At 74.0% G+C, this 26250-nt stretch carries 20 protein-coding genes and 1 tRNA gene; 13 read left to right on the top strand and 8 right to left on the bottom strand.

Annotated features, from left to right (window positions below):
- Positions 1–33 precede the first annotated feature (33 nt).
- From GJQ66_RS09960 to GJQ66_RS09925, 8 genes are all read left to right on the top strand, one after another.
- Complete coding sequence (locus tag GJQ66_RS09960) at positions 34–1005, top strand: AAA family ATPase (RefSeq protein ID WP_368732864.1); 972 nt, start codon at positions 34–36, stop codon at positions 1003–1005.
- Positions 1002–2084, top strand: a complete 1083-nt coding sequence (locus tag GJQ66_RS09955) for a DUF58 domain-containing protein (protein WP_155049224.1) — start codon at positions 1002–1004, stop codon at positions 2082–2084. The genes GJQ66_RS09960 and GJQ66_RS09955 overlap by 4 nt, the downstream gene beginning before the upstream one ends.
- Positions 2081–4306, top strand: a complete 2226-nt coding sequence (locus GJQ66_RS09950) for a transglutaminase domain-containing protein (RefSeq protein ID WP_155049223.1) — start codon at positions 2081–2083, stop codon at positions 4304–4306. The genes GJQ66_RS09955 and GJQ66_RS09950 overlap by 4 nt, the downstream gene beginning before the upstream one ends.
- Before the next feature lie 28 nt (positions 4307–4334).
- A tRNA-Ser gene (locus GJQ66_RS09945) sits at positions 4335–4422 on the top strand.
- A 72-nt stretch (positions 4423–4494) separates the two neighbouring features.
- Positions 4495–6126, top strand: coding sequence for a PAS domain-containing sensor histidine kinase (locus GJQ66_RS15305; protein WP_155049222.1), 1632 nt, complete (start codon positions 4495–4497; stop codon positions 6124–6126).
- Positions 6123–7262 carry a hypothetical protein gene (locus tag GJQ66_RS09935; RefSeq protein ID WP_155049221.1) on the top strand — a complete coding sequence of 380 codons (1140 nt, stop codon included), beginning with the start codon at positions 6123–6125 and terminating at the stop codon, positions 7260–7262. The genes GJQ66_RS15305 and GJQ66_RS09935 overlap by 4 nt, the downstream gene beginning before the upstream one ends.
- Complete coding sequence (locus GJQ66_RS09930) at positions 7235–8278, top strand: glycoside hydrolase family 6 protein (RefSeq protein WP_368732863.1); 1044 nt, start codon at positions 7235–7237, stop codon at positions 8276–8278. The genes GJQ66_RS09935 and GJQ66_RS09930 overlap by 28 nt, the downstream gene beginning before the upstream one ends.
- Positions 8279–8339: 61 nt before the next feature.
- Positions 8340–9272, top strand: a complete 933-nt coding sequence (locus GJQ66_RS09925; RefSeq protein ID WP_155049220.1) for a response regulator transcription factor — start codon at positions 8340–8342, stop codon at positions 9270–9272.
- 4 nt (positions 9273–9276) lie between these two features.
- Here GJQ66_RS09925 and GJQ66_RS09920 read toward each other — a convergent pair whose 3' ends face one another.
- The 3 genes from GJQ66_RS09920 to GJQ66_RS09910 form a co-directional block, all read right to left on the bottom strand.
- On the bottom strand, positions 9277–10716 hold the full coding sequence (locus tag GJQ66_RS09920) for a glycosyltransferase family 2 protein (protein WP_155049219.1): 1440 nt from the start codon (positions 10714–10716) through the stop codon (positions 9277–9279).
- Positions 10717–10816: 100 nt separating this feature from the next.
- Positions 10817–11464 carry a fructose 1,6-bisphosphatase gene (locus GJQ66_RS09915; RefSeq protein WP_155049218.1) on the bottom strand — a complete coding sequence of 216 codons (648 nt, stop codon included), beginning with the start codon at positions 11462–11464 and terminating at the stop codon, positions 10817–10819.
- Positions 11465–11684: 220 nt separating this feature from the next.
- Complete coding sequence (locus GJQ66_RS09910; RefSeq protein WP_155049217.1) at positions 11685–12305, bottom strand: hypothetical protein; 621 nt, start codon at positions 12303–12305, stop codon at positions 11685–11687.
- A 115-nt stretch (positions 12306–12420) separates the two neighbouring features.
- Here GJQ66_RS09910 and GJQ66_RS09905 point away from each other — a divergent pair, with 115 nt between their 5' ends.
- Together GJQ66_RS09905 and GJQ66_RS09900 are read left to right on the top strand one after the other, a co-directional pair.
- Complete coding sequence (locus tag GJQ66_RS09905; RefSeq protein ID WP_155049216.1) at positions 12421–14514, top strand: RecQ family ATP-dependent DNA helicase; 2094 nt, start codon at positions 12421–12423, stop codon at positions 14512–14514.
- Between the two features lie 40 nt (positions 14515–14554).
- A complete protein-coding gene (locus tag GJQ66_RS09900) occupies positions 14555–15523 on the top strand; it encodes a zinc-binding dehydrogenase (protein WP_155049215.1) in 969 nt (322 codons plus the stop codon).
- 44 nt (positions 15524–15567) lie between these two features.
- On the opposite strand, the gene GJQ66_RS09895 is transcribed toward GJQ66_RS09900, so the two are convergent.
- Positions 15568–17094, bottom strand: coding sequence for an SPFH domain-containing protein (locus tag GJQ66_RS09895; RefSeq protein ID WP_368732862.1), 1527 nt, complete (start codon positions 17092–17094; stop codon positions 15568–15570).
- Between the two features lie 143 nt (positions 17095–17237).
- Between GJQ66_RS09895 and GJQ66_RS09890 the strand changes: the two genes are divergently transcribed.
- Complete coding sequence (locus GJQ66_RS09890; RefSeq protein ID WP_155049213.1) at positions 17238–17603, top strand: YrdB family protein; 366 nt, start codon at positions 17238–17240, stop codon at positions 17601–17603.
- A 22-nt stretch (positions 17604–17625) separates the two neighbouring features.
- Here the strand turns inward: GJQ66_RS09890 and nagB are convergent, their stop codons facing one another.
- A complete protein-coding gene (gene nagB / locus GJQ66_RS09885; RefSeq protein ID WP_155049211.1) occupies positions 17626–18405 on the bottom strand; it encodes a glucosamine-6-phosphate deaminase in 780 nt (259 codons plus the stop codon).
- A 309-nt stretch (positions 18406–18714) separates the two neighbouring features.
- On the opposite strand from nagB, the gene GJQ66_RS09880 reads away from it, so the two are divergent.
- Positions 18715–20247, top strand: a complete 1533-nt coding sequence (locus GJQ66_RS09880) for a L,D-transpeptidase family protein (protein ID WP_196215854.1) — start codon at positions 18715–18717, stop codon at positions 20245–20247.
- Positions 20248–20291: 44 nt separating this feature from the next.
- The gene (locus GJQ66_RS09875) at positions 20292–20744 is read left to right on the top strand and encodes a GNAT family N-acetyltransferase (protein WP_155049208.1); all 453 of its coding nucleotides are present in this window, start codon (positions 20292–20294) and stop codon (positions 20742–20744) included.
- Positions 20745–20803: 59 nt separating this feature from the next.
- Here the strand turns inward: GJQ66_RS09875 and GJQ66_RS09870 are convergent, their stop codons facing one another.
- From GJQ66_RS09870 to purH, 3 genes are all read right to left on the bottom strand, one after another.
- Positions 20804–22618: an ABC transporter ATP-binding protein gene (locus tag GJQ66_RS09870; RefSeq protein ID WP_155049233.1), complete on the bottom strand. Its 1815-nt coding sequence runs from the start codon at positions 22616–22618 to the stop codon at positions 20804–20806.
- Entirely contained in the window at positions 22618–24480 is a 1863-nt protein-coding gene (locus GJQ66_RS09865; RefSeq protein WP_155049206.1) for an ABC transporter ATP-binding protein, read from the bottom strand. Before GJQ66_RS09865 ends, GJQ66_RS09870 begins: the two co-directional genes overlap by 1 nt.
- Before the next feature lie 146 nt (positions 24481–24626).
- On the bottom strand, positions 24627–26234 hold the full coding sequence (gene purH / locus GJQ66_RS09860) for a bifunctional phosphoribosylaminoimidazolecarboxamide formyltransferase/IMP cyclohydrolase (protein ID WP_155049204.1): 1608 nt from the start codon (positions 26232–26234) through the stop codon (positions 24627–24629).
- Positions 26235–26250: the final 16 nt, after the last annotated feature.

Genomic DNA, 26250 nt, shown 5'->3' with positions numbered 1-26250 from the left:
CTGGCGCCACCCGACCGCGACGAAGGAGCTGCCGTGTCCTCCGTTCCCCTGTCCCCCGAGGAGTTCCGGGAGACGACGACGCGGATCGCCGACAACGTCCGCCGCGTCATCGACGGCAAGGACCACGCGATCCGGTCCGCCCTCGTCGTGCTGTTGGCGGAGGGCCACCTCCTCCTGGAGGACGTGCCGGGCGTGGGCAAGACCGCCCTCGCCCGCGCGCTCGCCGCGTCGATCGACGCGGACGTCCGGCGGATCCAGTTCACCCCGGATCTCCTGCCCGGCGACGTCACGGGCGTGTCGGTGTTCAACCCGGCCGCGCGCGAGTTCGAGTTCTCCCCCGGCGCCGTGTTCGCCCATATCGTCATCGCCGACGAGATCAACCGCTCATCGCCTAAGACGCAGTCGGCGCTGCTCGAGGCGATGGAGGAACGGCAGGTGTCGGTCGACGGCCGGAGCCACGCGCTGCCGCGGCCGTTCCTCGTCGTGGCGACGCAGAACCCACTCGAGATGGACGGCACCTACGCGCTTCCCGAGGCGCAGGTCGACCGCTTCATGATGCGGCTCTCGCTCGGGTACCCGGACGCCGAGGCCGAGGCGCTCATGCTGCGCCAGCGCGACGCCGGCAACCCGCTCGATGCGCTCGAGCCGGTCGTGTCACCGCAGGGCGTCGCGCGCATGATCGCCTTCGCGCGGGGTGTGCACGTCTCCCCCGCCATCGAGCAGTACGCCGTCGCGCTCGCCCGGGCTACGCGCACGCATCCCGGTCTCGTCCTGGGCGCGAGCCCGCGCGCCACCCTGCAGCTCGTGCGCGCGGCCAAGGCGTGGGCGGCCCTCCGCGGCCGCGACTACGTCGTCCCCGACGACCTGGCGCACCTCGCGCGCCCGGTCCTCGTCCATCGACTGATCCCGGCGCGCGCGCCCGCGGGACGCCGCGCGTCGGACGCCGCGCGGGAGATCGTCGACGAGGTCCTGGGGAGCGTCCCGGTGCCGATCGCGGACCGATGAGGCGCGCGCGAGCCGCCGCCGATCGCACGCGGCTGACCCCCGCGGGGTGGGGCATGCTCACCCTCGGCGCGGCGCTCGCGGCCGCGGCGGCGCTGCTGGCGCGGCCCGAGCTCGCGGTCGTCGGCACGGCGCTCGTCACCGGCGCGGCGTGCGCGGTCCTCGTCGTGCGGGCGCTGCCCCTCCCGCGGGTCGCCGCCGTGCGCCTCGCCGACGATGTCGTCGCGGTCGGCGACGCGACCCGCGCCGAGGCGGATCTCTCCGGGCGCGGCCCGCTCGCCGAAGCCGCCATCCTGCGCGCGGGCGCGGGCGTTCGCGTGACTGATCGCGGCGTCGCGGCAGGAGCCCTCACGCCGCTCGGACGAGGCGCGCACCGCGTCGGGCCGGTCGAGCTGCGGGCCGTGGGCCCCTTCGGCGCCGCGCGCCGGAGCGCGCTGCGCGGCGCGCCCGCCACGCTGCTCGCCGTTCCCGCCGCCGTTCCCCTCTCGACCACGCGGGACCGCGCGGCGCACGCCGCCGAGGGCACGCCCGTGCGGGCGCGCCTGGGCCAGGGATCCGACGACCTCATCCCGCGCCCCTACGCGCACGGCGACGCGATGCGGCGCGTGCACTGGCGGGCGTCCGCGCACCACGGCGACCTCATGGTGCGCGAGGAGGAGCGCGACGAGGCGCCGCGCGCGGCCGTCGCCCTCGACACGCGGGACTCCGCGTGGGGCGACGCGAGCGCGTTCGAGGAGGGCGTGATCGCCGCCGTTTCCGCGCTCGCGCGCCTCGCCGCCGATGGGTACGCCGCCGACCTCATCGTCGGCGCCGCGCGCGTGCCCGACGCGCATCAGGGCGCGGGCCGCGCCGCGGCGTGGGCGCTGCTGGCGAGCGCGGAGCGCGCCGAGGGCGACCCCGCGGCCGTCCCCCGCGACGCGGGCGCGATCGTCTGGGTCGGCGGCGATCCGCCCGCCACGCCGCGCGCGGTCCTCGCGATCCACCTCGCCCCGACGGGCCGCGGCGGGCGGGGGTGGCGCGGCGGCGACCTCCGCGCAGGCACCGCCGCGGCGTGGGCCGGGGCCGTCGGCGGCCGCGCATGACGGACCCCGCGCCCCGCCGGCCAGCGCCCCGCCGGCGCCCGAGGCTCGGCGCGCGGGCCGCGGCGCTCGCGTCCGTGATCGCCGCGCTCGCGCCGCTCATGAGCCTGCTGAGCTCGGGGTGGTTCGTCGCCGCCGGCGCGGCGGCCGCGGCCGTGGCGATCGCGGGCGCCATCGGATCCTTCGGCGGCCGCTGGGTGGGCGCCGTGAGCCAGCTCGCGGCGGCGTTCCTCGCGGCCTGGTGGGCCTTCCCCGGGCCCACCCTCGGCGCCGTCGTCGCGGCCGCCACGCGGCAGCTTGTCGACGGGGTCGCGCCGGTCGCGGTCGAGCCGCCGCTCCGCTTCCTCCTCGTCACGGCGACGGCCCTCACGATGGTCGCGGTGAATGCGCTCGTCGCGGCGCGCCTGCCGGTCCTGGCCGTCCTCCCCCTCGCCCTAATCCTCGTCCTGCCTCAGCTCGCCGTCCCGCGCGGCGACCACGTCGCGGAGGCCGTGCTCTTCGCCGCGTGCGCGCTGCTGATGGTCCAGGCGGGGAGCGCCACGCCGGGCCGCGGCATCGGGCCGCGCGTCGTCGCCGCCAGCACCGTCGCGGTCGCCGTCGCCGCGGGCGCGACACTGGGGCCCGCGCTCCCGGTGGTCCCCGCCGCGGACGCCGGGCTGTTCGCGCGCGGGACGAGCGTCGACGTCGACCTCGACCTCGGCGACGACCTGCGCTCGGCCGCGGGCACCGAGATCCTCCGCGTCCGCACCGACGCGGCCTCCGCGCCCTACCTGCGCCTCGCGACCCACGGGGCGTTCGCCGGCGGCGCGTGGGAGCGCTCGTCGACCGAGATCGGACCGCTCGAGGACGGCCTGGCCGCACCGGTGGTCTCGGGCGCGGCCGGGGACGTCCCCGTCGCCGAGGAATCGACCTGGGTGTCGGACGTGACGCTCGAGAACGGGTACCTGCCGCTCCCCGCGGGCGTCGTCGCGGTGACGGGGCAGAGCGCCGGAGCCTGGGCGGCGCGCGACGACCGGACGGCGACCTCCGGGCGACCGGCCGCCGGCGAGACCTACCGCGCGGTGGCCCAGACCCCGGATCCGACGCGCGCCCAGCTCGACGACTCCCCCTGGCTCCGCGACGCCTCCGAGGGCCTCCGGACCCGCGACGCGGCGGGCATCTCGGTCGCGGAGGCCGAGGCCGCCGCGGCGTTCGCCACCGTCGACGACGACGTCGTGGAGGGCCCCATCGGCGCCGCGGCGCGCGAGGTCGCCGGATCCGCACGGACGCCCTACGCGGCGCTGCTCGCCCTCCAGGACTGGCTGCGCTCGGACGCGTTCACTTACTCCCTGAGCACCCCCGTCGACGAGGGATTCGACGGATCCGACGCCGACGCCATCGCCCGCTTCCTCGAGGTGCGCGAGGGGTACTGCGTGCACTTCGCCTCGGCGTTCGCGCTCATGGCGCGCGCCGAGGGGATCCCGACCCGCGTCGCGGTCGGCTATCTCCCGGGCACGCCGACGGGGGGCCGCGTCGACGGGCTCAGCGTCTTCTCGGTCGATAGCGGCCAGCTGCACGCGTGGCCGGAGGCCTATCTCGTCGGGGTCGGGTGGGTCGCGTTCGACCCCACGCCCGGCGTCGCGACCGCCCAGGGCGTCGTGGCGGCAGAAGCCAGCGCCGCGCCGAGTGCGGCCCCCGAGGCCGCCCCGAGCGCGGAGGCCGAGCCGGAGGCCGCGCAGACGCCCACCCCGCCGGCCGCCGCCCCCGCGGAGGACGCGAAGGACGACGCCGCCGGCGGCCAGGCGCCTCGGGAGGCGCCGTGGGCGCTCGTGGCGCTCCTCGCCGCGGCGCTGGTGGCGGCCGCGCCCGCGATCGCCCGGCGCGCGCTGGCGGCCCGGCGCCGCGCCGCCGCGCGCGGGGGCGACGCGCGGGCCGCCTGGAGCGAGGCCCTGGCGGCGGCCGTCGACGCCGGGATTCCCGTGGCCCCGGCCGACACGCCGCGGCGCGTCGCGGCCCGGCTCGCCGAGGCCGGCGCACCGCCGTCCGACGCCGACGCTCTGGCCGCGGCGCTCGAGGCGACCGTCTTCGCCCGGGATCCCGCGCCCTCCGGCGACCTCTCGGGCCCGCTCGACGCCGTCACGCGGGGGATCCGCCCCACCTCCGCCCCCGCACGGGCCGCGGCCGCCATCCTGCCGCGCTCGCTGGTCCGGCCGCCCCGATTGGGCACGATCGCGCATCGCGGGTAACATGGCTCGAGGCCCGATTTCGGGCCGAGGAGGATTCGCCTAGCGGCCTATGGCGCACGCTTGGAACGCGTGTTGGGTGCAAGCCCTCGGGGGTTCAAATCCCCCATCCTCCGCCATTTCCTCGCCCCCGGATCCTCGTCGGTCCGGGGGCGAGGTCGTGTCGCGGCGCCTTCGCTACACTCGCGAGTGTGAACGACGGCGACGAGCGCGCGGACGCCACGCGCCGGGCCGAACGACCGGCCGGGGACCGCACCCGATCCGTGTGGCGACGGCAACTGGTCCTCGCCGTCAGCACGGTCGCGATCGCCACGGTGATCGCGCTGCTGGATCCGCTCCTGTTCACGGGCGCGCCCTTCGTCGTCGGCCTCGCGCTCATCGTCGCGATCACGGTCGGGACGATGGCCGTGCCGTGGCATCGGGTCCCCCGCGCGGGGCTCGCCGTCATCCCCTTCCTGGACATCGTCGCGATCGGATTCCTGTCACACTCGAGCGACGTCCGCCTGGGATTCCTGTGGGTCTTCCCCGTCACGTGGATCGCCACGTATTACAGCCTCGCGTGGCTCGTCGCGGCGATCTGCTCCGTCGGTGTCATCGTGCTCGCGAGTGGCCTCGTCGTGGGGTTCCCGACCGACCAGGCTCTGCGCCTGTTCATCCTCACCATCCCGCTCGGCTTCATCGGGATGACGATCCAGCGCGGATCCGCACGCACGCGCGCGGCGGCGCGCCTGTTGCGCCGGCAGTCCGGCCAGCTCTCCCGCATGCTCGAGCGCGCGCGCCAGGAAGAGCAGCGCCGCACGGCGCTCCTCGACACGCTGCAGACGGGGGTCGCGCAGGTCGAGCGCGACGGCACGATTCGCGCGTCCAACGCGGCATATCGCCGCATGTACGGCCTGGACGCCGTGCCGCAGCTCCACCCCTCGCGCGCGGTCGAGTACCGGGACCGGCGGGGCGATCCGGTGCCCGCGGAGGAGACGGTGATCGCGCGCGCCGCGCGCGGCGAGACGTTTTCGGGCGTGCGGGTGTGGCTGTTCGACGTCGTCGGCCGCTGGCGGGTCCTGGAGGTTGCGGCGCGCTACCGCATGGACGGCATGATCATCGTGACGGAAGACGTCACGGCCGAGGCCGAGGCCGCGCACGAGCGCCGCTCGCTCGCCCGCGTGGTCTCGCACGAGCTGCGCAGCCCCCTGACCGCCGTGCTCGGGCACACGGACCTGCTCCTCGAGCGACCGGATCTGCCCCGCGGCGCGCGCGAGCAGCTCACCGTCATCGAGAGCGCCGCGGAGCGCATGGAGGAGATGATCGCCCGCATCCTGCAGGATCCCGGGCGCGACCCCGCCGAGGACGACACGGTCGTCGACGTGGGCGAGGTCGTGCGGGCGTCCGTGGCGGGCTTCGCCCCCGCGGCCGCCGCCGCGGGGACCGCCCTCGACCTCGCCGCGCGCGACGGCGCCGCGATCCTCGGTAACGGCTTCCGCCTGCGGCAGGCCATCGACAACCTCATCGGAAACGCCGTGAAGTACACGCCCCGCGGCGGCCGCGTCGACGTCAGCGTCGAATCGGACGCCGACGCGGTCGTCGTCACCGTCTCGGACACGGGCATCGGCATCGCGAGCGACGAGATCGCCCACATCTACGACCCGTACTTCCGCGCGAACAGCGCGCGCGACAGCGGGATCCCCGGCACGGGAATCGGCATGGGGGTCGTGCGCGACATCGTCGCCCAGCACGGCGGGCGCCTCGACCTGCGCAGCGTGCTCGCGCGCGGCACCACCGCCACCGTCACCCTCCCCCGACGCGGAGCGAAGGAGCTGCCCGAATGATCCAGACCCCCGACGTCCCGTTCATCGCCATCACGACGCTGGCGTGCGTCCTCATGATCGGCCTGGGCTTCCTCCCGCGCCCGTCGGTCGCCACGGCGATGTGGTCGTTCGCCTTCGCGCTCGGGACGCTCGCGTCCTACGCCTTCCTCGCCGCGGGGCCGGCGGACTCCGCGCTCCTCCGGGGCCTCGGATCCGGCATCTTCCTGCCCGCGAACGCCCTCATCTGGGTCGGCCTCCGCGCGGCGGCGGGACGTCGGCGCACGCTGTGGCAAGTCGCCGTCGCCTACCTCGTCGTCTCCCCCGTCGCGCTCATCGCGACGGCCGGGACGAACGCGTACTCCGTGACGTTCCGCGCAGATTTCGCGGTCGCCGCGGTCTTCGGTGCCCTGATCGTCGTGGAGCTCGTGCGGATGTACCCGACCTACCGCGACGTCGTGCTGCCCATGATGCTCGCGGGCGCGCTGTTCCCCGTCTTTGCCGTCTACGGGATCCTGGAGGGCGTCATGCGTGCCCTGTCGGGCACGACGGCAGCGGATGACCTCGCGGACGTGCGCAGCGTCAACAGCGTCGGCACGGGCGTGTACCTCTTCTGCGCGGTCGTGAGCCTGCTGCTCCTCGCGCGGCACGACGCGCCGGCCGCGTCCGGATCCGCGGGCGGCTTCGACGAGATCGCCCGCGCGCGGCTCGTGCGCGCCCGCGCCGCGGCCGACGAGTGGTGGTCGGTGGTCGAAGTGCGCCTCGACGACCCCGCGGACATCCGCACGGCGCTCGGGGAATCCACCTTCGCGCGCGTCGCGGGCCGCTTCCGCGCGGACGTGCTGGCCGAGCTGCCCGCCGACGCCGACTACGCCGAGGTCGACGAGACGACCTTCGTCGTCCTCGTGCCCCGGTCTCAGGAGGCCGTGCGCCGACTCGTCATCGCGATCCTGGAGCGCGTCTCCCTCCCGGATCCGGAGCGCCGCCTGCCGCTGCGGGTCTCCGCAAGCATCGGGTGGGCGCCCGCGCAGATCGTCGGGTACGAGCTCGACGCGCTGCGCGCCGCCGCGACCGAAGCCGCCAGCATCGCCCGCGCGAAGGGCGGCGACCGCTGGGAGCGCACGACCGCGCCGTGCGACGCCGCGCCCGGGGTGGTGTGAGCCCGCGGCGGCGCGGCGCGGTTGCGGCCCTCGCCGCCGCGCTCGCGCTCCTCGTCGGGTGCCAGGCCGCGCCCGAGCGGGCGATGCACCCCGGATCCCCTCGCCCCACGCCGACGGCCGCGGCGCCGATGGCCCCCGGGGACGGCGCCCCACCCTGGTCCGACGACGCCTTCCTCGCCCCGTCCGGGTCCTCCGCCCGCGCCGCGCTCGCGGCCGATCCCGGGCCCGAGGAGGAGCGCGCGGCGACCTACCTCGCCGACCGGCCGACGGCGAGCTGGCTGACCCCGGAGGCCGCGCCGCCCGGATCCGTCGCCGGTGCCGTGGCCGCGCTCGTCGACGAGGCGGCGGACGAGGGCGCCGCGCTCGCGCTGGTGGTCTACGGCATTCCCGACCGCGACTGCGGCGGGCACTCCGCGGGCGGATTGGACGCGGCCGCGTACCGCGCGTGGGTCGCGGAGATCGCGGGCGCCCTCGACCCCCGCCGCACACCGACGGTCGCGATCCTCGAGCCGGACAGCCTCGGGCTCGCGCGCGAGTGCGCGCACCTCGGCGAGCGCCAGGCCGATCTCGCCGCGGCCGCCTCCCTCCTCGCGGACGCGGGCGCCTGGGTCTACCTCGACGGCGGGCACAGCGGCTGGCTGCCGCCCGAGGAGATGGCCGCGCTGCTCGCCGGCGTCGACGCGCCGGGCGCGATCCGCGGCTTCGCGACGAACGTCGCGAACCACAGGGCCACGGCCGACGAGGTGGCCTACGCGCACGCCGTCTCGGCGCTCACGGGCGGCCTGCACGCCGTGATCGACACCTCCCGCAACGGCGGCGAGACGTCGGCGACCGCGTGGTGCAACACCCCGGGGCGCCTCGTCGGCGAGGATCCGGCGACGCTCGCCGACGCGGTCGTCGACGGCAATCTCTGGATCAAGCCGCCCGGCGAGAGCGACGGGCAGTGCGCGGGCGGGCCGCCTGCCGGAGCCTGGTGGCCCCAGGCCGCGATCGCGCTGACGCGGGGTGCGTCGTGACGCGGCGCGGGCTCGCTCCCGGCGCCGATATCATGGGCCGACACGACGTGAGGGGGACGGAATGAGCAGCACGGCGGACGCGCTGAAGACCGCGGTCATCGTCGAGGACGACCCCGACATCCGGCACCTGCTCGAGAACGTCCTGGAGTCGGCCGGGTTCTCCACGGTCTCGGTCGGCAACGGCATCGACGGCGTGCGCGCGGTCGCGACCTATCAGCCGCTCATCACGACCCTCGACGTGAACCTCCCGGGCATCGACGGCTTCGAGGCGGCGCGACGGATCCGCGCGGCGAGCGACACCTACATCATCATGCTCACGGCGCTCGACGAGGAGGCCGACGTCGTGCTCGGGCTGAGCTCGGGCGCCGACGAGTACCTCAACAAGCCGTTCCGCCCGCGCGAGCTGCGCGCGCGCATCGAGGCGATGCTGCGCCGCCCGCGCCAGGCGGCGCCGCAGGCCGCGCCGAGGCAGGAGGCGTCGGGCCCATCGTTCCCCGCGCCTCGCCCGGCCTCGGCGGATCCGCCCGCCCCCGAGGATCCGCCGGACCCCGCCCGCGCGACGATCCCCGCACCGGTCGCGCCTGCTCCGGTCGCCGAGGTCGTCCGCGTCGCCGAGCCCACGCCCGCGACGCTCCCCACCACCGGCCTCGGCCCGCACACGATGGTGCACCGCGACCTGCTGGTCGACCCGGAGAGCCGGATAGCCCGGATCGGATCCGCGGACCTCGATCTCACGCGGACGGAGTTCGACCTGCTCGCGACACTCATGGAGTCGAAGCGCCGCGTGCGCAGCAAGGCCGACCTGACGCTCGTCCTGCGCGGCGAGTCCTACGTGACGAACTACCTCGTGGGCGACGCGGACAAGCGCGCGATCGAGGCCCACATGACGAACCTGCGCCGCAAGCTCGGCGACAGCCCCGCGGCCCCGCGCTACGTCGAGACGGTGCGGGGCGTCGGGTACCGCCTCACCTCGGACGCGACGCAGGCGGCCTGAGGGCTCAGACCTCGTACCCCTGGTGCCGGCGCAGCAGGGAGAACAGCATCGTCACGGTCTGGAGCACGGTGACGACGCCGAGGATCGGCCAGCCGACCCAGAGGATCGACGACTGCACGACCGGCCCGAGCATCGACCAGATGACCGCGGCGGCGGCGATCACGACCGCGACGAGCACGAACGGCAGCCAATACGTGCTGCGCCCGCCCTTCTCCGCGCGCGCCTGCATCGCCCAGTTGTCGACCTTCTTGCGCGAGAGGAACCGGGTCCACGAGCGCGCGAAGTGGCTGAGGCGGACCCACATGAACAGCTCTGCGGGCACGAGGAGCGCCGCGAAAAGGTAGTCGCGCGCCGTGCGGGTCCGCATGCTGCGCGCGATGCGGAGGTTCAGCGCGGTCGCGACGGCGGGCGGGATCAGCCACCAGGCGGAAAACACGAAGGCGTCGATGGAGAGGGAGCCCGCGAGCAGGACGACGAACGCCAGCCGCACGAAGAGGTTCATGAGCATCGACAGGTTCTCGAGCCACCGCAGGCGGAGATTGGGGTGGAACGGCTGCCCCTTCGTGTCGCCGCGCTGGCCGGGCCACATCAGCTCGATGGCGCCGTACGTCCACTTCACCTGTTGCGCGTCGTAGGCGCGCAGGGTCGTCATGCCGCCCACGTCGGCGCGCGCGAACGGGCTGATCTTCGTGAGGTACCCCGCGCTCTTGATCTGGAGGGACAACAGCGAATCCTCCACCTCACTGTCGCGCACCCACGGGGTGGACTGGTGCCCTTCGGCCATGACCTGCCGGAGGGCCGCGGTGGAGAAGATGGAGAACTGCCCCCCGAGGACCGCCATGTTGCGCCCGCGCAGGAGGTTCTGCATATTGAACGCCGCGAACTGCGTGCGCTGCCCGGCGATGAGGAACCGCGCGATGGATCCGTGCGTCCCGCGGTCGTCGATGGAGTAGATCGCCGAGATCCCGCCGATGCGGGAGTCCGCGACGGCCTCGTTCTCCAGGTGCTCCACGGCGCGCGGATCCGCGACGGTGTCGCCGTCGACGCCCAGCAGGTACTCGCACCCCTCCACGAGCGCGTAGCCGTAGTTCAGCGCCCCAACCTTCTTGTCCGGGTTCTTGCCAATGTCGTGCACGAACACCTCGGTGAACTGGTCGCCCAGCGGGGTCGAGACCTCGTGCGGGCCGGCGAATTCGGAGGCGACGCGCACGGTGCCGTCCGAGGAGTTGTTCACGACGACGTGGATCACGTCGGGAACCCGCGTCTGCGCGAGCAGCGCGCGGAGGACGTCGCCGATCGACTCCTCCTCGTTGTAGGCCGGGATCACGCACCCGATCGTCGAGCGATGCCCCGTCACGTCTTCGAGGACGGCGGAGAAGTCGTCGACGAGGGCGGGGTCGGTGGCGCCCGGGTAGGGCACGAGCGCCTGCGAGTCGCGATCCATGAGCCGTCCGATCAGTGCGGTGGAGGGGGTGCAGGTCGATTCTGCGGGGCGAACCTCTCGCCCCGCCGCGAGGTGGGCGCAAGATCCGCTAAAGGGTTTCTCAGCCGGCGGGGAAGATGGCGATCGGGATCTCCTGGTCGAGCGTCACCGTCTGAAAGTCTCCGCCGTCCGCGGCTCCCTCGATCGCCAGCGTGAGGGTCACCTCGAGCGTCACGCCCGTCGTGTCCGCGGGAACGGCGCCGAGCGCCGTCTCGGGCAGGAGAAGCCCGCCCTGGTAGCTGTTGAGCAGCAGGCCGCGGTCGGAGCGCGTCGTGTCGGCGGGGACGAGGGTGCGCGGATCCGCCTGGAACGCGAGCGGACCGGCGGCGCCGGACGGTGCGAGCGTCGAGGCGATCGCGATGTCCGCGAGGTACACGCGGCGCTTGTCGGCGAGCACCGCCCGCTCCTCCGCGCGGTAGTCGGCGACGTTGACCGCCAACCCGAACGTGTTGGCCGCCGCCGGCGTCCACTCCGACGTCCGCTTCGAGTCGACCGCCCACGCCTCGAGGCGGACCTCGAGCGCATCGGCGACGTCGGAGGTCAGCAGGACGGATCCGTCCGTCGTGAAGTCCGACGCGAACGCCGTGGCCGTCTCGGTGGGCTCGGCGGGCGCGAGCGCCGCGTCGACGGCGCCCTCGATGCGGGCGCAGCCGGCGGCGGCGAGGACGGCGACCAGCGCGAGGGCGGCGGCGAACGGGCGTGCGTGCATGGGTGCTCCGAGAGGAAGGAGCCTGCGCGCCCAATCGGGTTCGGGCGCGCAGGCGGTGGCCGCGCCAGGGCGCGAGGGGGAGGGTACGCGCCTCGGGCGGCGCGCCGTCGCCCGCATCCCTGCGAGGCGACGTGACTATGCAAGCACGGCCGGGCGGGCAGATCGGCCGCCCGGGGCGACAATTGCGCGAGTCTTGCGGCGTCCTTGAGGTCCGGCGCCCTCAGCCCACGAGCGCGATGGTCAGCGTGTCGGTCGCGGTCTGCTTGGCGTACTCGTCCGACGTCGGCGTCGTCTGCACGAGGAGCTCGTAGCGCAGCGACACGGTGATCGAGGCGGTCCCCTCGGGGACCGCGCCGAGGGCGAAGGACTGCGAGTAGCTGTACGGCGCGCCGATGAGGTAGCCGGGGCTCTCGGTCGCGGTGTCCTCCGCGGTCGCACCGCTTTCTCCCGTGGCCGTCTGCACGGCGACCGAGGCCCGCTGGAGGTAGATCCCCTGGCCGTCGTCGGGGTCGATCGAGGCGGTCAGCGACAGGCTCAGCGGCTTCGCGGATCCGGCGGTCCACTCGTCCATCGCGAGATCGGACCAGTACGTCACGTCGATCTCGACCGCCCCCGCCGTCAGCGTGCGCTCGAGGCTCCCCGCCGCGAGGTCGCTCGCGACGGGCGTCGCGGACGGAGTCGCGGCGGGCTCGGCGGCGGTCGTCCCCTGGCCGAAGGTCCGCTCGGCGGTCGGAGTGGGCGCCGCCGTCTGGCCGGGCGCCGCCCAGGGCGCGCTCCCGCACCCCGAAAGCCCCGCCGCGAGCGCGAGAATCGCGATCGCGGCGCCGTGCCGTCGCCCCATGCCGCGTCCTCCCGCCGTCGCGAGCAGTCTAGGGGTCCGTGGGACCTTGCCGCGCGCCGCCCGCCCGGGGCACGGCTCTCGCGCGCGTGTCGGTGCCCCGTGACAGGCTGGGGGCATGGCCGACACCGATCTCGAGACCCGCGCCCTGGCGGCGCTCCGGCGACTCGTCGGGCGGGAGGACGCCGCGTTCCACGACGGCCAATTCGAGGCGATCGCGGCGCTCGTCGGCGAGCGGCGCCGCGCGCTCGTCGTGCAGCGCACGGGGTGGGGCAAGTCGGCCGTGTATTTCGTCGCGACCCGCCTGCTGCGCGATCAGGGCGCGGGGCCCACCGTGCTCGTCTCGCCGCTCATCGCGCTCATGCGCGACCAGATCGAGGCGGCCGCGCGCGCCGGGGTGCGCGCCGTGGCGATCAACTCGACGAACGCCCACGAGTGGGAGGACGTGACCGCGCGCCTGGCGGAGGGAACGGTCGACGTGCTCCTCCTCTCCCCCGAGCGCCTGAACAATCCCGCGTTTCGCGACGAGCAGCTCCCCCGGCTCGTCGAGCAGATGGGGATGCTCGTGGTCGACGAGGCGCACTGCATCAGCGACTGGGGCCACGACTTCCGCCCGGACTATCGGCGCCTCGGCGACCTCATCGCGCGGATGCCGGATGGCGTGCCCGTGCTCGCGACGACCGCGACGGCGAACGAGCGCGTCGTCGGCGACGTGGTCGAGCAGCTCGGCGCGGATCGCGTCACGACGATCCGCGGCCCGCTCGCGCGCGCGTCCCTACGCCTCGGGGTCATCCGGCTCCCCGATGCCGCGTCGCGCCTGGCCTGGCTCCTCGCCCACCTCGACGACCTCCCGGGATCCGGCATCATCTACACGCTGACCGTGTCGGCCGCCGAGGACACGGCCCGGCTGCTCCGCGAGCAGGGGCACGAGGTGCGCGCCTACACGGGCCAGACCGACGCCGACGAGCGCGCCGAGTCGGAGCGCCTCCTCAAGGACAACCGCGTCAAGGCGCTGGTCGCCACGAGCGCGCTCGGGATGGGCTTCGACAAGCCCGACCTCGGTTTCGTCCTCCACCTCGGCGCGCCCTCTTCCCCCGTCGCGTACTACCAGCAGGTCGGCCGCGCGGGGCGCGCGACCGCGTCCGCCGACGTCGTCCTCCTCCCCGGGCCGGAGGACGAGGAGATCTGGCGGTACTTCGCCACCGCCTCGATGCCCGACGCCGAGCACGCGCGGCGCGTGCTCGACACGCTGGGCGACGCGGGCCGCCCGATGTCGACCGGGGCGATCGAGGCGGCCGTCGACATCCGGCGCACCCGGTTGGAGCTGCTCCTCAAGGTGCTCGACGTCGACGGCGCGGTCCGGCGCGTGCGCGGCGGCTGGGAGGCCACGGGCGCGAGCTGGGCGTACGACGTCGAGCGCTACGAGCGGATCGCGGCGGCCCGCCGGGCCGAGCAGGCCGACATGCTCGCCTACGAGCGCGGCGACGAGTGCCGCATGGCATTCCTCCAGAGCCGCCTCGACGACGACACGGCCGCTCCCTGCGGGCGATGCGACGTGTGCGCGGGCGCGTGGTTGGGCGCGGGCATCGACGCGGGCAGGGTCTCGGAGGCGGCCCGGTCGCTCGACCGCGTCGGCGTGCCGATCGAGCCGCGCCGGCAGTGGCCGACGGGGCTCGACCGCCTCGGCGTCCCCCACCGCGGGCGCCTCCCCGCCGAGGAGCAGGCGGCGGCGGGCCGCGGCCTCGCGCGCCTCACCGACCTCGGCTGGGGCGGGCCGCTCCGGCAGCTGTTCGCCGAGGGCGCGCCCGACACGCCCGTGCCGGAGGCCGTCCTGGCCGCGTGCGTGCGGGTGCTGGCCGAATGGGACTGGGACGCGCGCCCCGCCGCGGTCGCGAGCGTGCCCTCCCGCCGGCGCCCGGTCCTGATTGACTCGCTGGCGACCGGCCTCGCGCGCGTCGGCCGGCTGCCCTACCTCGGGCCGCTCCACGCCGCGCCGGCCGAGGCGCGCCGCGGGCCGGCCGGCAACAGCGCCTTCCGCGTGGCCGAGCTCGACGGCCGCTTCTCCGCCGCGGGCCTGGCGGTGCCGCCCGCGCCCGTGCTCCTCGTCGACGACCTCGTCGACTCGCGCTGGACGCTGACGCTCGCGGCCCGCGAGCTCCGCCGGGCCGGCGCGAGCGCCGTGCTTCCGTTCGCCCTCGCCCTCACGTCCTGACGGGCGTGACAGGCTGGCATGACAACGATAAGGAGTCTTCATGCGCGCAGCCGTCGCCGTCGCTCAGTCCGCCGAAGATCCCCTCGCGGGCCTCGCCCTCGTGGAGGACCACCCGCGCCCCGCCCCGCGCCCGGGGTGGACGCGGATCCGCGTCCACGCCGCCTCGCTCAACCCGCACGACGTGTGGACGCTCCGCGGCGTCGGGCACCCGGCGGAGCGGATCCCGATCGTCCTCGGCTGCGACGCGTCCGGCGTCACGGAGGACGGCCGCGAGGTCGTCGTGCATCCCGTCTCCGGCGACCCGTCGCGCGGCGACGTCACGCTCGACCCGCGCCGCGCCATCCTCAGCGAGACATTCGACGGCGGGCTCGCCGACGAGCTGATCGTCCCCGACGAGATGCTCGTCGACAAGCCTGCCGAGATCAGCCACGTCGACGCGGCGGCGCTGGGGATCGTGTGGGGCACGGCGTACCGCATGCTCTTCACGCGTGCCGGGCTCGCGCCGGGCCACCGCGTTCTCGTCCAGGGCGGCGCGGGCGGCGTCGGCAGCGCCTCGATCGCGCTCGCGCGCGCCGCGGGCGCGGTCGTGTACGCGACCGCACGCACGGCAGAGAAGCGGGAGTTCGCGGCGGCGCAGGGCGCGCACGTCGCGCTCGAGCCGGGCGCGCGCCTGCCCGAGCGCGTCGACGTCGTGATCGACACGGTGGGCGAGGCGACGTGGGCGCACTCGATGCGCTCCGTGCGGCCCGGCGGGGTCATCGCCACGTGCGGCGCCACGACGGGAGGCATGCCGCCGGCAGAGCTGCAGCGCGTCTTCTACCAGCAGCTGAGCATCGTCGGCTCGACCGGGTGCACGCTCGCCGAGTTCGAGGCGATGCTCCGGATGGTGACGGCGACGGGCCTGCGCCCCGCGACCGAGACCCTCGCGTTCGACGAGGTCCCGGCGGGCTACGCACGGCTCGACGCGGGCGACGTGCGCGGGAAGCTCGTGGTGGACTTCACGCGCTGACGGACGGCTCCCGCGCGGGCGACGGCCGCGCGGGAGCCCCGCTTTTACTCCTGCGGCTCGGCCGGGGCCGACGCCTCCTGCTGCTGACCCGTCGCGATCCCGCGGCCCACGGACGTGCCCTGGATGACGCTCGACAGGTCGATTCCGGTGGCCTCGCGGACCGTGTCGAACATCGCGCGCATGCCCATGGCGGCCTCGCCGGCCATGTGGCTGGACGCGCCGCCGTCGCCTGATCCGGCGAGCACCGTGACGCTGCCGACGTTGGCGTAGCCCTTGGCGAACTCCGTCATCATCGGCACGAGCACGTCGAGCGAGCGCTGAGCGAGCACGGCCTCCTGGTTCTGCTTGAGCGCCTCGGCCTCCGCGCGGATCGCCGCGGCGCGGGCCTCGCCGGCCAGGCGGATCGCGTCGGCCTCGGCCTGGGCCCGGGCCCGGGCGGCGTCGGCCTCGGCCTGGGCCTGCACGCGGATCGCCTCGGCCTCGCGCTCGGCCTTCTGCGCGTCGGCCTCGGCCGCCTTGATCTGCACGTACGCGTCGGCGTCGGCCTTGCGCTGCTGCTCGTACTCGCTGATGTCCGCCTCGCGGCGCTGCACGTCGGCGGCCGCCTCGGCGTCCTTCATGCGCGAGTACGCGCGCGCATCGGCGCGCTTCTGCTCCTCGTACTGCGCGGCGTCCGCCACGCGCTTGACGTCGGCGTCCAGCTGGGCCTGCCGGTTCTCGGCCTGCTGCATGAGCACGCCCTGCTCGGCACGGGCGCGGGCCAGCGCCTCCGCCTGCTCCGCCTCGGCGCGCGCCTCGCCGACGTCCGAGGCCGCCGCGGCCTGGTTCTTGTCGAACTGCGTCTGCTCGACGAGGGTCTCTTCGCTCGTCGCGATCTCGCGCGCCTTAATCTGCCGCTCGGCGTCGATGCGCGCGATCTCGGCCTGGCGCTTGACCTTCGAGACCTCCTCGGCGCCGAGCGCGTGCACGTAGCCGTTCTCGTCCGTGATGCCCTGGATCTGGAAGCTGTCGAGCACGAGGCCTTGCTCGTCGAGGTCGCTCTTGATGAGCGTCGCGATCTGGTCCGAAAGCTCCTGGCGGTCGCGCATGAGCTGCTCGACCGACAGCGTGGCGACGACGCCGCGCAGGGCGCCCTCCAGCTGCTCGGTCGTGAAGACCTCGATGGCCTTGTCCTGCGAGACGAAGCGCTCGGCCGCGCGCGCGATCGACTGGTTGTCGGATCCGACCTTCACGAGCGCCACGCCCGTCACGTCCACCGTGACGCCCTGGATCGACTGCGCCGTCGGCTGCACCATGATCTGGCGCGCGCGCAACGACAGCGTCTCCGCGCGCTGGGTGATCGGGTTGACCACGGCGCCGCCGCCGCGGATGACCGCGATGCTCGACGTCTGCCCGTCAGACTTGCGCTGCCTCCGGCCGACGATCACGAGCGCCTCGTCCGCGCGCGCCACCTTGTACCAGGCGCGCATCAGCAGGACGACGACGAGGGCGATGATGGCCGCGACCACGAGCAGGATGATCACGACGATCGCGATCCCGGCGCCGCCGAGGGCGGCAAAGAGTCCACTCACAATTCTCCCCTTCTGCGCCCGGCGCCGGCACCCCGACGGCGCGGCGCACCGGACGCCTCTCACCCTATTGACCCGCGGCGCCGGGCGCACGGGGAGATCTGCTCGCGCGGGGGATCCCCAGCGCCGGTTCGTAGACTGGGGGCATGGCTGAGACCCCCGCCCCCGACGCGACGCGCCCCCGCATCACCGCCCTCGACGCGCTGCGCCTCGTGAGCGAGATCCTCGCGATCGCGTCGCTCGCACTGTGGGGCTTTCTCGCGTGGCCCCTGCCCTGGGCCGTCGTGTGGGGCCTGGGCGCGCCGATTGTCGCGATCCTCGTGTGGGCCGCGTTCGTCTCGCCGCGGGCGATCTTCCGGGTGCCGTCGGTCGTGCGCACCCTCGTCGAGGTGCTCGTGTTCGTGAGCGCGACCCTCGCGCTGTGGGACCTGAACCTGCCGTGGGCCGGCCTCGCCGTCGGTGCGTTCTGCGTCGTCGTGGGCGTCCTCACGGGCCGTCGCGCGCTGCGCTAACGGCCGCGCGCGACGGCGCGGCTCAGATGCCCTGCCAGGCGGGCTTGCCGGCGTACGTGTCGCGGTAGTACTCGGCAAGCTCGAGGCGCGAGGCGGCCGCCTCGTCGACGAGAACCGTGACGTGCGGGTGCAGCTGGATCGCCGACGCCGGCAGCATCGCGGTGACGGGCCCCTCGACCGCGCCCCGCACCGCTTCGGCCTTGCCCTCGCCGAACGCGAGCAGCACGAGGTGGCGTGCCTCGAGGATCGTGCCGAGCCCCTGCGTCAGGCAGTGCCGGGGCACCTCCTCGGGGTCGTCGAAGAAGCGCGCGTTGTCGGACCGCGTCTGGCGGGTGAGCGTCTTCACGCGCGTGCGCGACGCGAAGGACGATCCGGGCTCGTTGAACCCGACGTGCCCGTCGGTGCCGATTCCGAGCAGCTGCACGTCGACTCCGCCCGCGGCGCGGATCTCGGCGTCGTAGCGCTCGCCCGCCGTCCGGAGGTCCGGGTCGTCGGCCGGCGGCGTGCGCACGAGCTCGGGCGTGAGGCCGAGCGGCTCGATCACCTCGCGGCGGATCACGGAGCGGTAGGACTCGGGGTGCGCGGGGTCGAGGCCGACGTACTCGTCGAGCGCGAATCCGCGCACGCGCGCGAGGTCGAGGCCCGCCGCGCGCTCCGCGAGCGCCCGGTACACGGGAAGCGGTGTGGATCCGGTCGCGAGCCCGAGCACGGCGTCGCCCCGGCGCTCGATGAGGGCGACGATCGCGTCGGCGGCGAGGTCCCCCGCCGCCTGCGCATCGGGAACGATCACGATTTCAGCCATGGAGGGGGTGCCTTTCGGGACGTGTGGGAGGGGGTTCCGGTCACCGCGGGCGATGCTCGGCCCCCTCAGCATGATGGCACGGGCGCGGGGGCGGGCTCCGCCCGGCGGCCCGACGCGGCGAGCGCGGCGCCCACGGCCCCGGCCGGGACGCCCCGCGCGCTGGGCCTCGAGCGCCTCTGCCGGGAGTCGGGGATCGCGGTCGGGGCCACATCGTGAACGGTTCGTAATCGGACGGCGCCCCCTGCCCCGCCTCGCCGCTTTAGCATGAAGGAATCCGCGCCCGCGCGGGAATTCTTAGGGGAGACCACCATGACCGATCTTGCGACGAAGCCAACCTCGGGCGGCGACGAGCCCGTTGCTGGCACGCCCACCGTCGAGTGGGTCATGCCGCCGGAAGCGCCCCGGCGCTCGCGCCGCCGCATGTGGCTCGGCATCGGGATTCCCGCGGCGGCCCTCGTCGCGGCGTCGGGCCTCGCGGTCGCGTCGACCTTCTTCATCGCGCCGGGCACGACCGCGCTCGGCGTCGACGTCGGCCTCTCGACGGCCGCCGGCGCGGAGGACGCGATCGCGCAGCACATCGCCGAGACCCCGATCGAGGTCACGGCGGGCGGCGCGACGTCCACCTTCACGGGCGCCGAGCTCGGCCTCGCGGCCGACGCGAGCCAGGTCGCGGCCGACACCCTCGCGGAGTACCCGCTGTGGAAGATCGGATCCTGGAACCCCGGATCCGTCGACGCCGACCTCGCGGTCGACACGAACGTCACGGCGGCGGCGCTGGAGGAGGCGTTCCCCGACGCCTACGCGGCCCCCGTCAACGCCGATCTGTCCTTCGCGGACGGCGCGTACACGGTCGTCGCCGACGAGCCGGGCCTCGGGATCGACGTCGACGCGCTGGCCGCGGAGGTCGCAGGCGAGCTGTCGCGCTCGCAGGACGTGCAGGCCCTCGCCGCGGGCGCCGGACAGGCCCCCGCCGCGGACGCGACGATCCGCGTCGAGGCGCAGGTCGTCGAGCAGGCCGCGGCCTTCACCGCCGCGGACGCCGAGGCCGCCGCGGCCTCGCTCAACGACACGATCGCCGGCGTCGAGTTCACCCTCGACGACGACGTCGTCGACGCCGCCCCCGCCGATCGCGTCGCCTCCTGGCTCACGGTCTCGGTCTCGGACGCGGGCGACGTGACCGTCGCGGCCGACGCCGACGCGATCCAGGCCTACGTCGATGAGCTCCCCGAGAAAGTCGACCAGAAGCCGGTCGACGCGGAGGTCGTCACGAACGCGGCCGGCGACCCGCTCCTGTCGAAGGTCGAGGGGCAGGACGGCTACCAGATCTCGTCGACCGAGGGCATCGGCGCGGAGCTCGCCGGGTCCCTCGAGGCGCTCGAGGCGCAGCCGGTCGCCCTGGCCGGCGAGAAGGTCGCGCACGAGACCACCGAGATGTTCCGTCGCGCCGTCGTCAACAAGAGCGAGGGTATGGCGTACTTCTACGAGACGATCGACGGCGGCGACGAGCGCCTCGTGAAGTCGTTCCCCATCGCCATCGGCCGCGAGGGCTACGACACCCAGGTCGGCGAGTTCACCGTGTACGGCCAGCTGACGATCCAGAACATGGGCTCGTGCGACGCGGACGGGAACTTCGTCGAGGGCGGGGCGTTCGACTACTGCACGCCCGACGTGCCCTACCCGACCTACTTCAACGGCGACCAGGGCTTCCACGGCACCTACTGGCACGACAACTTCGGCGCCGGGGCGCGCATGAGCCACGGCTGCGTGAACCTCACGGTCTCCGCCTCCGAGTGGGTGTACTCGTTCCTGCAGGTCGGCTCGCCCGTCTCCGTCCGGGCCTGATCCGATCGGTTCCGCGCGGGCGCGGCGTCCTCTACAGTGACATCATGAGCGAGCTGCACGTCGAAGAGCTGTCGGCCGACACGATCGTGGCGGCGAATAGCCTCAGCCTCAAGCCGGGCCAGGAAGAGTTCATCGCGCCCACCACGTACGCCGTGGCGATGGTCGTCGCCGACCCGCAGAAGACCTGGCAGCGCGTCGTGCTCGACGGCCGCGAGGTGGTGGCGTTCGTGCGCGCCTACTTCGACGACGAGTCGCCGACGGACTACCTGCGCGCGGCGCTGTGGCGCATCAACGTGGACGCGAACGCCCAGGGGCGCGGCGCGGGCCGCTTCGCGGTCGACGCCGTCATCGCGGAGGCACGCAAGCGCGGGCTCTCGCGCCTGACCGTCGTGTACGAGGCGGGCGACGGCGGCCCCGAGGCGTTCTTCCGCCGCGTGGGGTTCCGACCGACGGGCGAGAGCGAATACGGCGAGGTCGTCGCCGAGATCGCCCTCTGACCGCGGCGCACGCACACGGCGCCCCCTCCGGCCCGGGCCGGAGGGGCGCCGTGTGTCGCCTAGACCAGCGAGTCCTCCCACGCGCGGTGCAGCTGGGCGAACCGGCCCTCCCCCGCCGTGAGCTCCGCCGGGGATCCGTCCTCGATCACGCGCCCGTGCTCCATGACGAGCACGCGGTCCGCGATCGCCACGGTGGACAGGCGGTGGGCGATGATGAGCGCCGTGCGATCGGCGAGGAGCGTCTGCAGGGCGTTCTGAATCGCCCGCTCGGAGGGGATGTCGAGCGAGGCGGTCGCCTCGTCGAGGATGAGGACCGCCGGATCCGCCAGGAACGCGCGCGCGAACGACACGAGCTGGCGCTGCCCCGCCGAGACGCGCCCGCCGCGCTTGTTCACGTCGGTGTCGTACCCGTCCGGCAGCTGCTCGATGAACTCGTGCGCGCCGACCGCCTTCGCCGCCCGCACGATCTCCTCGGGCGAGGCGCCGGGACGCCCGAGCGCGATGTTGTCGGCGACCGTGCCGCTGAAGAGGTACGCCTCCTGAGTGACCATGACGATCGCGCGGCGCAGGTCGGCGGGCGAGAGGTCGCGCAGGTCGACGCCGTCGAGCGCGACGCGCCCGCGCGTCGGGTCGTAGAAGCGCGAGACGAGCTTCGCGAGCGTCGACTTCCCGGCGCCCGTGGTGCCGACGAGCGCGACGGTCTGCCCCTCGGGGATGTCGAGCCGGAAGTCCGGCAGGATCGTCTTCCCGTTCGCGTAGGCGAACTCGACGTCGTCGAACAGCAGGTGGCCGCGGGCGCGCTCGAGGGCGACGGGCGAGGAGGGATCCGGCACGGACGGCTCCTCCTCCAGCACGCCGGACACCTTCTCGAGCGCGGCCGAGGCGGCCTGGAACGAGTTGATGAACATGGCGACCTCCTGCAGCGGCGTGAAGAAGTTCCGGACGTACAGGACGACCGACAGCAACAGGCCCACGGAGAACTCGCCCCACGTGATCCGCACGCCGCCCCAGAGGACGACGGCGCCGATTGCGAAGGCCGAGATCGCCATGAGGGCGGGTTCGAAGGTGCCGAACAAGCGGATGACGCGCATGTTGGCGTTGCGATAGTCCCACGCCAGCCCGCCGAAGATCTTCTCGTTGCGCGGTTCCGTGCGGAAGGCCTTGCCGGCGCGGATCCCCGTCATCGTCTCGACGAACTTCACGATCACCTGCGCGCTGATCACGCGGGTCGACCGGTAGGCGACCTGCGACCGCCGGTAGAACCAGCGCATGAGAAGCGCGAGCGGGACGAGCGAGGCGACGATCACGAGCCCCGACTGCCAGTCCACGATCGCGAGCGCGATGAAGGTGAACACGCCGTACAGCACTCCGTTGACGAGCTGGGTGAGCCCGCCGTTGAGCAGCTCGCGGATCGTCTCGAGGTCGCTCGTCTGGCGCGAGATGATGCGCCCCGACGTGTAGGTCTCGTGGAACTCGAGGCTCAGGCGCTGCGTGTGGCGGAAGACGCGCGTGCGAAGGTCGAGCAGCACGTTCTGCGTGACGCGCGCCGCGAGTAAGTCGTACCAGGCGAGCAGCGCGGCGCCCGCGACGGCCGTCACGGCGTAGGCCGAGGCCACGAGCCAGGTGGGCCCCCAGTCGGCGCCGTCGAGCACGGCCGGGAGCGCCGCGTTCAGGCCGATGCCGAGCAGCGCGGGCCCGAGCACACGCACGCCCGTCTGCGCGACGACGACGACCGCCACGAGCACCACGCGCCACTTCATCGGCGCGAGGAGCGAGACGAGCAGCCGCCAGGAGCGCCGGCGGATCGCGGCGCTCTCCTCGCGTGTGTAGTCGTTGCGGTCCTCGCCGGATACGCCCTGCACGGAGGCACCCATCACGCGCCCTCCCTCTCGGTGATGATGTCGATCTCGGAGGTCGGATCCGTGCGCTGGGCGCTCTCCTCGCGCTCGTCGCGCTCGAGGCTCGAGATGACCGACCGGTAGCTGGCCGAGCGCGCCATCAGCGCGCTGTGCGTGCCGACGTCCGCGATGCGCCCGTCCTCGAGGAGCGCGACGCGATCGGCGAGCGCGACCGTCGAGGGCCGGTGCGCGACGACGAGCGCCGTCGTCCCGGCGAGCACGCGGCGCAGCTCGGTCTGGACCCGCTCCTCCGTGTCGACGTCGAGCGCCGAGAGGGGGTCGTCCATGACGAGCACGCGCGGCCGCGCGGCGACGGCGCGCGCGAGCGCGAGCCGCTGGCGCTGGCCGCCGGACAGGCTCATCCCCTCCTCGCCGATCATCGTCTCGGCGCCGTCGGGCAGGCCCGCGACGAACTCGGCCTGCGCCACGTCGAGGGCCTCGCGCATCACGCGCTCGGCCTCGTCCGAGAAGGCGTCGAGGTCGTCGCGGCCGAGGAGGACGTTCTCGCGCACGGACGCGGAGAACAGGGTCGCGTCCTCGAACGCGGTCGCGATCTGGGTGCGCAGGTCGACGAGCGCGAGGTCGCGCACGTCGACACCGTCGAGGGTGACGGATCCGCCCGTGACGTCGTACAGGCGCGTCGGCAGCGTGGTCAGCGTCGTCTTCCCCGAGCCGGTTAGCCCGACGAGGGCGAGCGTCTCGCCCGGGACGAGCTCGAGGTCGATGCCGTCGAGCAGGTCGCGCTCGTGGGGCCGGGCATCCTGGTAGCGGAAGTGCACGCCGCGGAACGCGAGCGCGCCGCGCGGATCCGCGATGCTCCGGGGCTCCGCCGGATCCGTGATCGTCTCGACGGCGTCGAAGACCTCGAAGACGCGGTCGGTCGCGGTCCGGGCGTCGAGCATGAAGGAGAACAGGAAGCCGATCGACTCGATCGGCCAGCGCAGGATCGTCGCCATCGCGAAGAACGCGAATAGCTGGGAGACCTCCATCTGGCCGTTCGCGGTCAGCCAGATGCCCGCGGCGAGGCTGACGGCGAACGCGAGCTCCGGCATGAGCACGAGCACGAAGTCGACGCCCGCGATCGCGCGCGCCTTGCGCATCTCCGTGCCGCGCAGGCCCTCGGCCTGGCGCGTGAAGCGCGTGAGCGCGTGCGGCCCGCGGCCGAAGGCCTTGAGCACGCGGATCCCGTGGACGCTCTCCTCGACGCTCGTCGCCAGGTCGCCCTGCTGGTCCTGGCTCCGGCGCGTCAGCACGCCGTACACCTTCTCGAACCGGAAGCCCTGGATCCACAGCGGGATCCCCGAGACGACGAAGATCGTGCCGAGCAGCCAGTGCCACTGGAACAGCAGCACGGATCCGATCACGACCGTGAGGACGTTGACGACGAGCATGATCAGCCCGAAGGCCATCCAGCGCCGGATGAGGCCGATGTCCTGCATCATGCGGCTGAGGAGCTGCCCGCCCTGCCAGCGGTCGTGGAACTCGATGGGGAGCTTCTGCAGGCGGTTGTAGAACGCCGAGCGCACGTTGAACTCGATGGCCGTCGCCGGCGCCAAGACGAACCAGCGCCGCAGGTACACCATGAGCGCCTCGAGCAGGCCGAGGCCGAGCACCGCGACGGCGCCCCAGACGACCGCGGGCGTCGTCCCGGAAGCGATGGGGCCGCCCACCACCCACTCCAGCACGGTCGGGATCGCGAGCGCGACGATCGACGCGGCCAGCGCCGAGAGGCCGCCGAGGCCGATGCGCGGCAGGTCGCGCCGCGCGAACGGCAAGAGCCGCGCGAGCGCGCGGTGCAGCGGAAGGCGCGCGGGCGCGCCGGAGGTATCAGATGACATCACAGCCCCGTCAGGTGAACGCGGTCGCGGACGCGACAGCCTTCCAGCCTATGTCATCCTGGGCGCGCGCGACGAGGACCCGATGAACCCGCCGCATACGACAGCGGGCGGGGCGCCGGAGCGCTCCCGCCCGCATCCGCGAGGCGTCAGTGGAAGAAGTGGCGCTCTCCCGTGAAGATCATCGTCACGCCGCGCTCCTTCGCGAGCGCGATCGTCTCCTCGTCGCGCACGGATCCGCCCGGCTGGATAATGACCTTGACGCCCGCGTCCATGAGCACCTCGGGGCCGTCGGAGAACGGGAAGAACGCGTCGGAGGCGGCGATCGATCCCGCCGCGCGGTCGCCCGCGCGCTCGACCGCGAGGCGGCAGGAGTCGACGCGGTTGACCTGGCCCATGCCGATACCGACCGTCGCGGAGCCCGACGCCAGAACGATGGCGTTCGACTTCACGGCGCGGCACGACTTCCACGCGAACACGAGGTCGGCGAGCGGCACATCGGGCTCGTCGCCCGCGACGACGCGCCAGTCGCTCGCCACCGACGCAAAGTCGTCCTCGGGGAAGAGGTCGGCGTCCTGCAGCAGCAGGCCGCCCGAGACGAGGCGCACGTCCATGCGCTCCTGCTTCCACCCGGCGGGGAGCTTGAGGAGGCGCAGGTTCTTCTTCGCCGCGAACAGCTCGAGCGCGGCCGGCTCGAAGTCGGGAGCGACGATGACCTCGGTGAAGATGTCGCGCAGGTTCTCGGCCATCTTCAGGGTGACCGTGCGGTTCGCCGCGATCACGCCGCCGAACGCCGACAGCGGGTCGCACTCGTGGGCGCGCAGGTGCGCGCTGGCGATCGGGTCGAGCGCCTTGGGGTCGGCGACCGCGATGCCGCATGGGTTCGCGTGCTTCATGATCGCGACGGCGGGCAGCACCATGTCGTACGCGGCGCGCAGCGCGGCGTCGGCATCCGTGTAGTTGTTGAACGACATCGGCTTGCCCTGCAGGAGCTCCGCCTGGGCGATGCCGTTCCCGCCGACGCGGCTGTAGATCGCGGCGCGCTGGTGGGAGTTCTCGCCGTAGCGCAGGTCGTCGATCTTCTCGGCCTGGATCGTCAGGTGGTCGGGGAGGTGCTGCTCGCCCGCGAGCGTCTCCTCGGCGAACCACTGCGCGACGGCCGTGTCGTACGCCGCGGTGTGCGCGAAGGCGCGGGCCGCGAGCTCCTTGCGCTCGGTGAGCGTGGTCCCGCCCGCGGCGATCGCCTCGATGACGGCGGGGTAGGACGCGGGACTCACGACGATCGCGACGTTGGCGTGGTTCTTCGCCGAGGCGCGCACCATCGCGGGGCCGCCGATGTCGATCTGCTCGACGACGACGTCGCCCTGGGCGCCGGAGGCGACCGTCTCGACGAAGGGGTAGAGGTTGACGACGACCAGCTCGAAGGGCGTGATGCCGAACTCGCCCAGCTGCTCCTCGTGGTGCGCGAGGCGGATGTCGGCGAGCAGGCCGCCGTGGACGCTCGGGTGGAGCGTCTTCACCCGGCCGTCGAGCATCTCGGGAAACCCGGTGATGTCCGCGACGTCGCGCACCTCGTGGCCCGCCTCGCGGATCCGCGCGGCCGTGGATCCGGTCGAGACGATCTCGACGCCTGCGTCGGCGAGGGCCTGCGCGAGCGGCAGCAGGTCGGTCTTGTCGCTCACGGAGACGAGTGCCCGGCGGATCGGAACCCGGTCGCGGCGACGGTAGAGCGAGGGGTCGTGGCTCGGACCGGCCATGATGATCTCCTTGGGG

This window comes from Microbacterium sp. ZXX196, assembly GCF_009709595.1.
In the GTDB taxonomy this organism is placed as follows: Bacteria; Actinomycetota; Actinomycetes; order Actinomycetales; family Microbacteriaceae; genus Microbacterium; species Microbacterium excoecariae.
The sequence above is the reverse complement of the archived record's forward strand: the minus strand, read 5'-3'. Positions and strand labels throughout refer to the sequence as shown.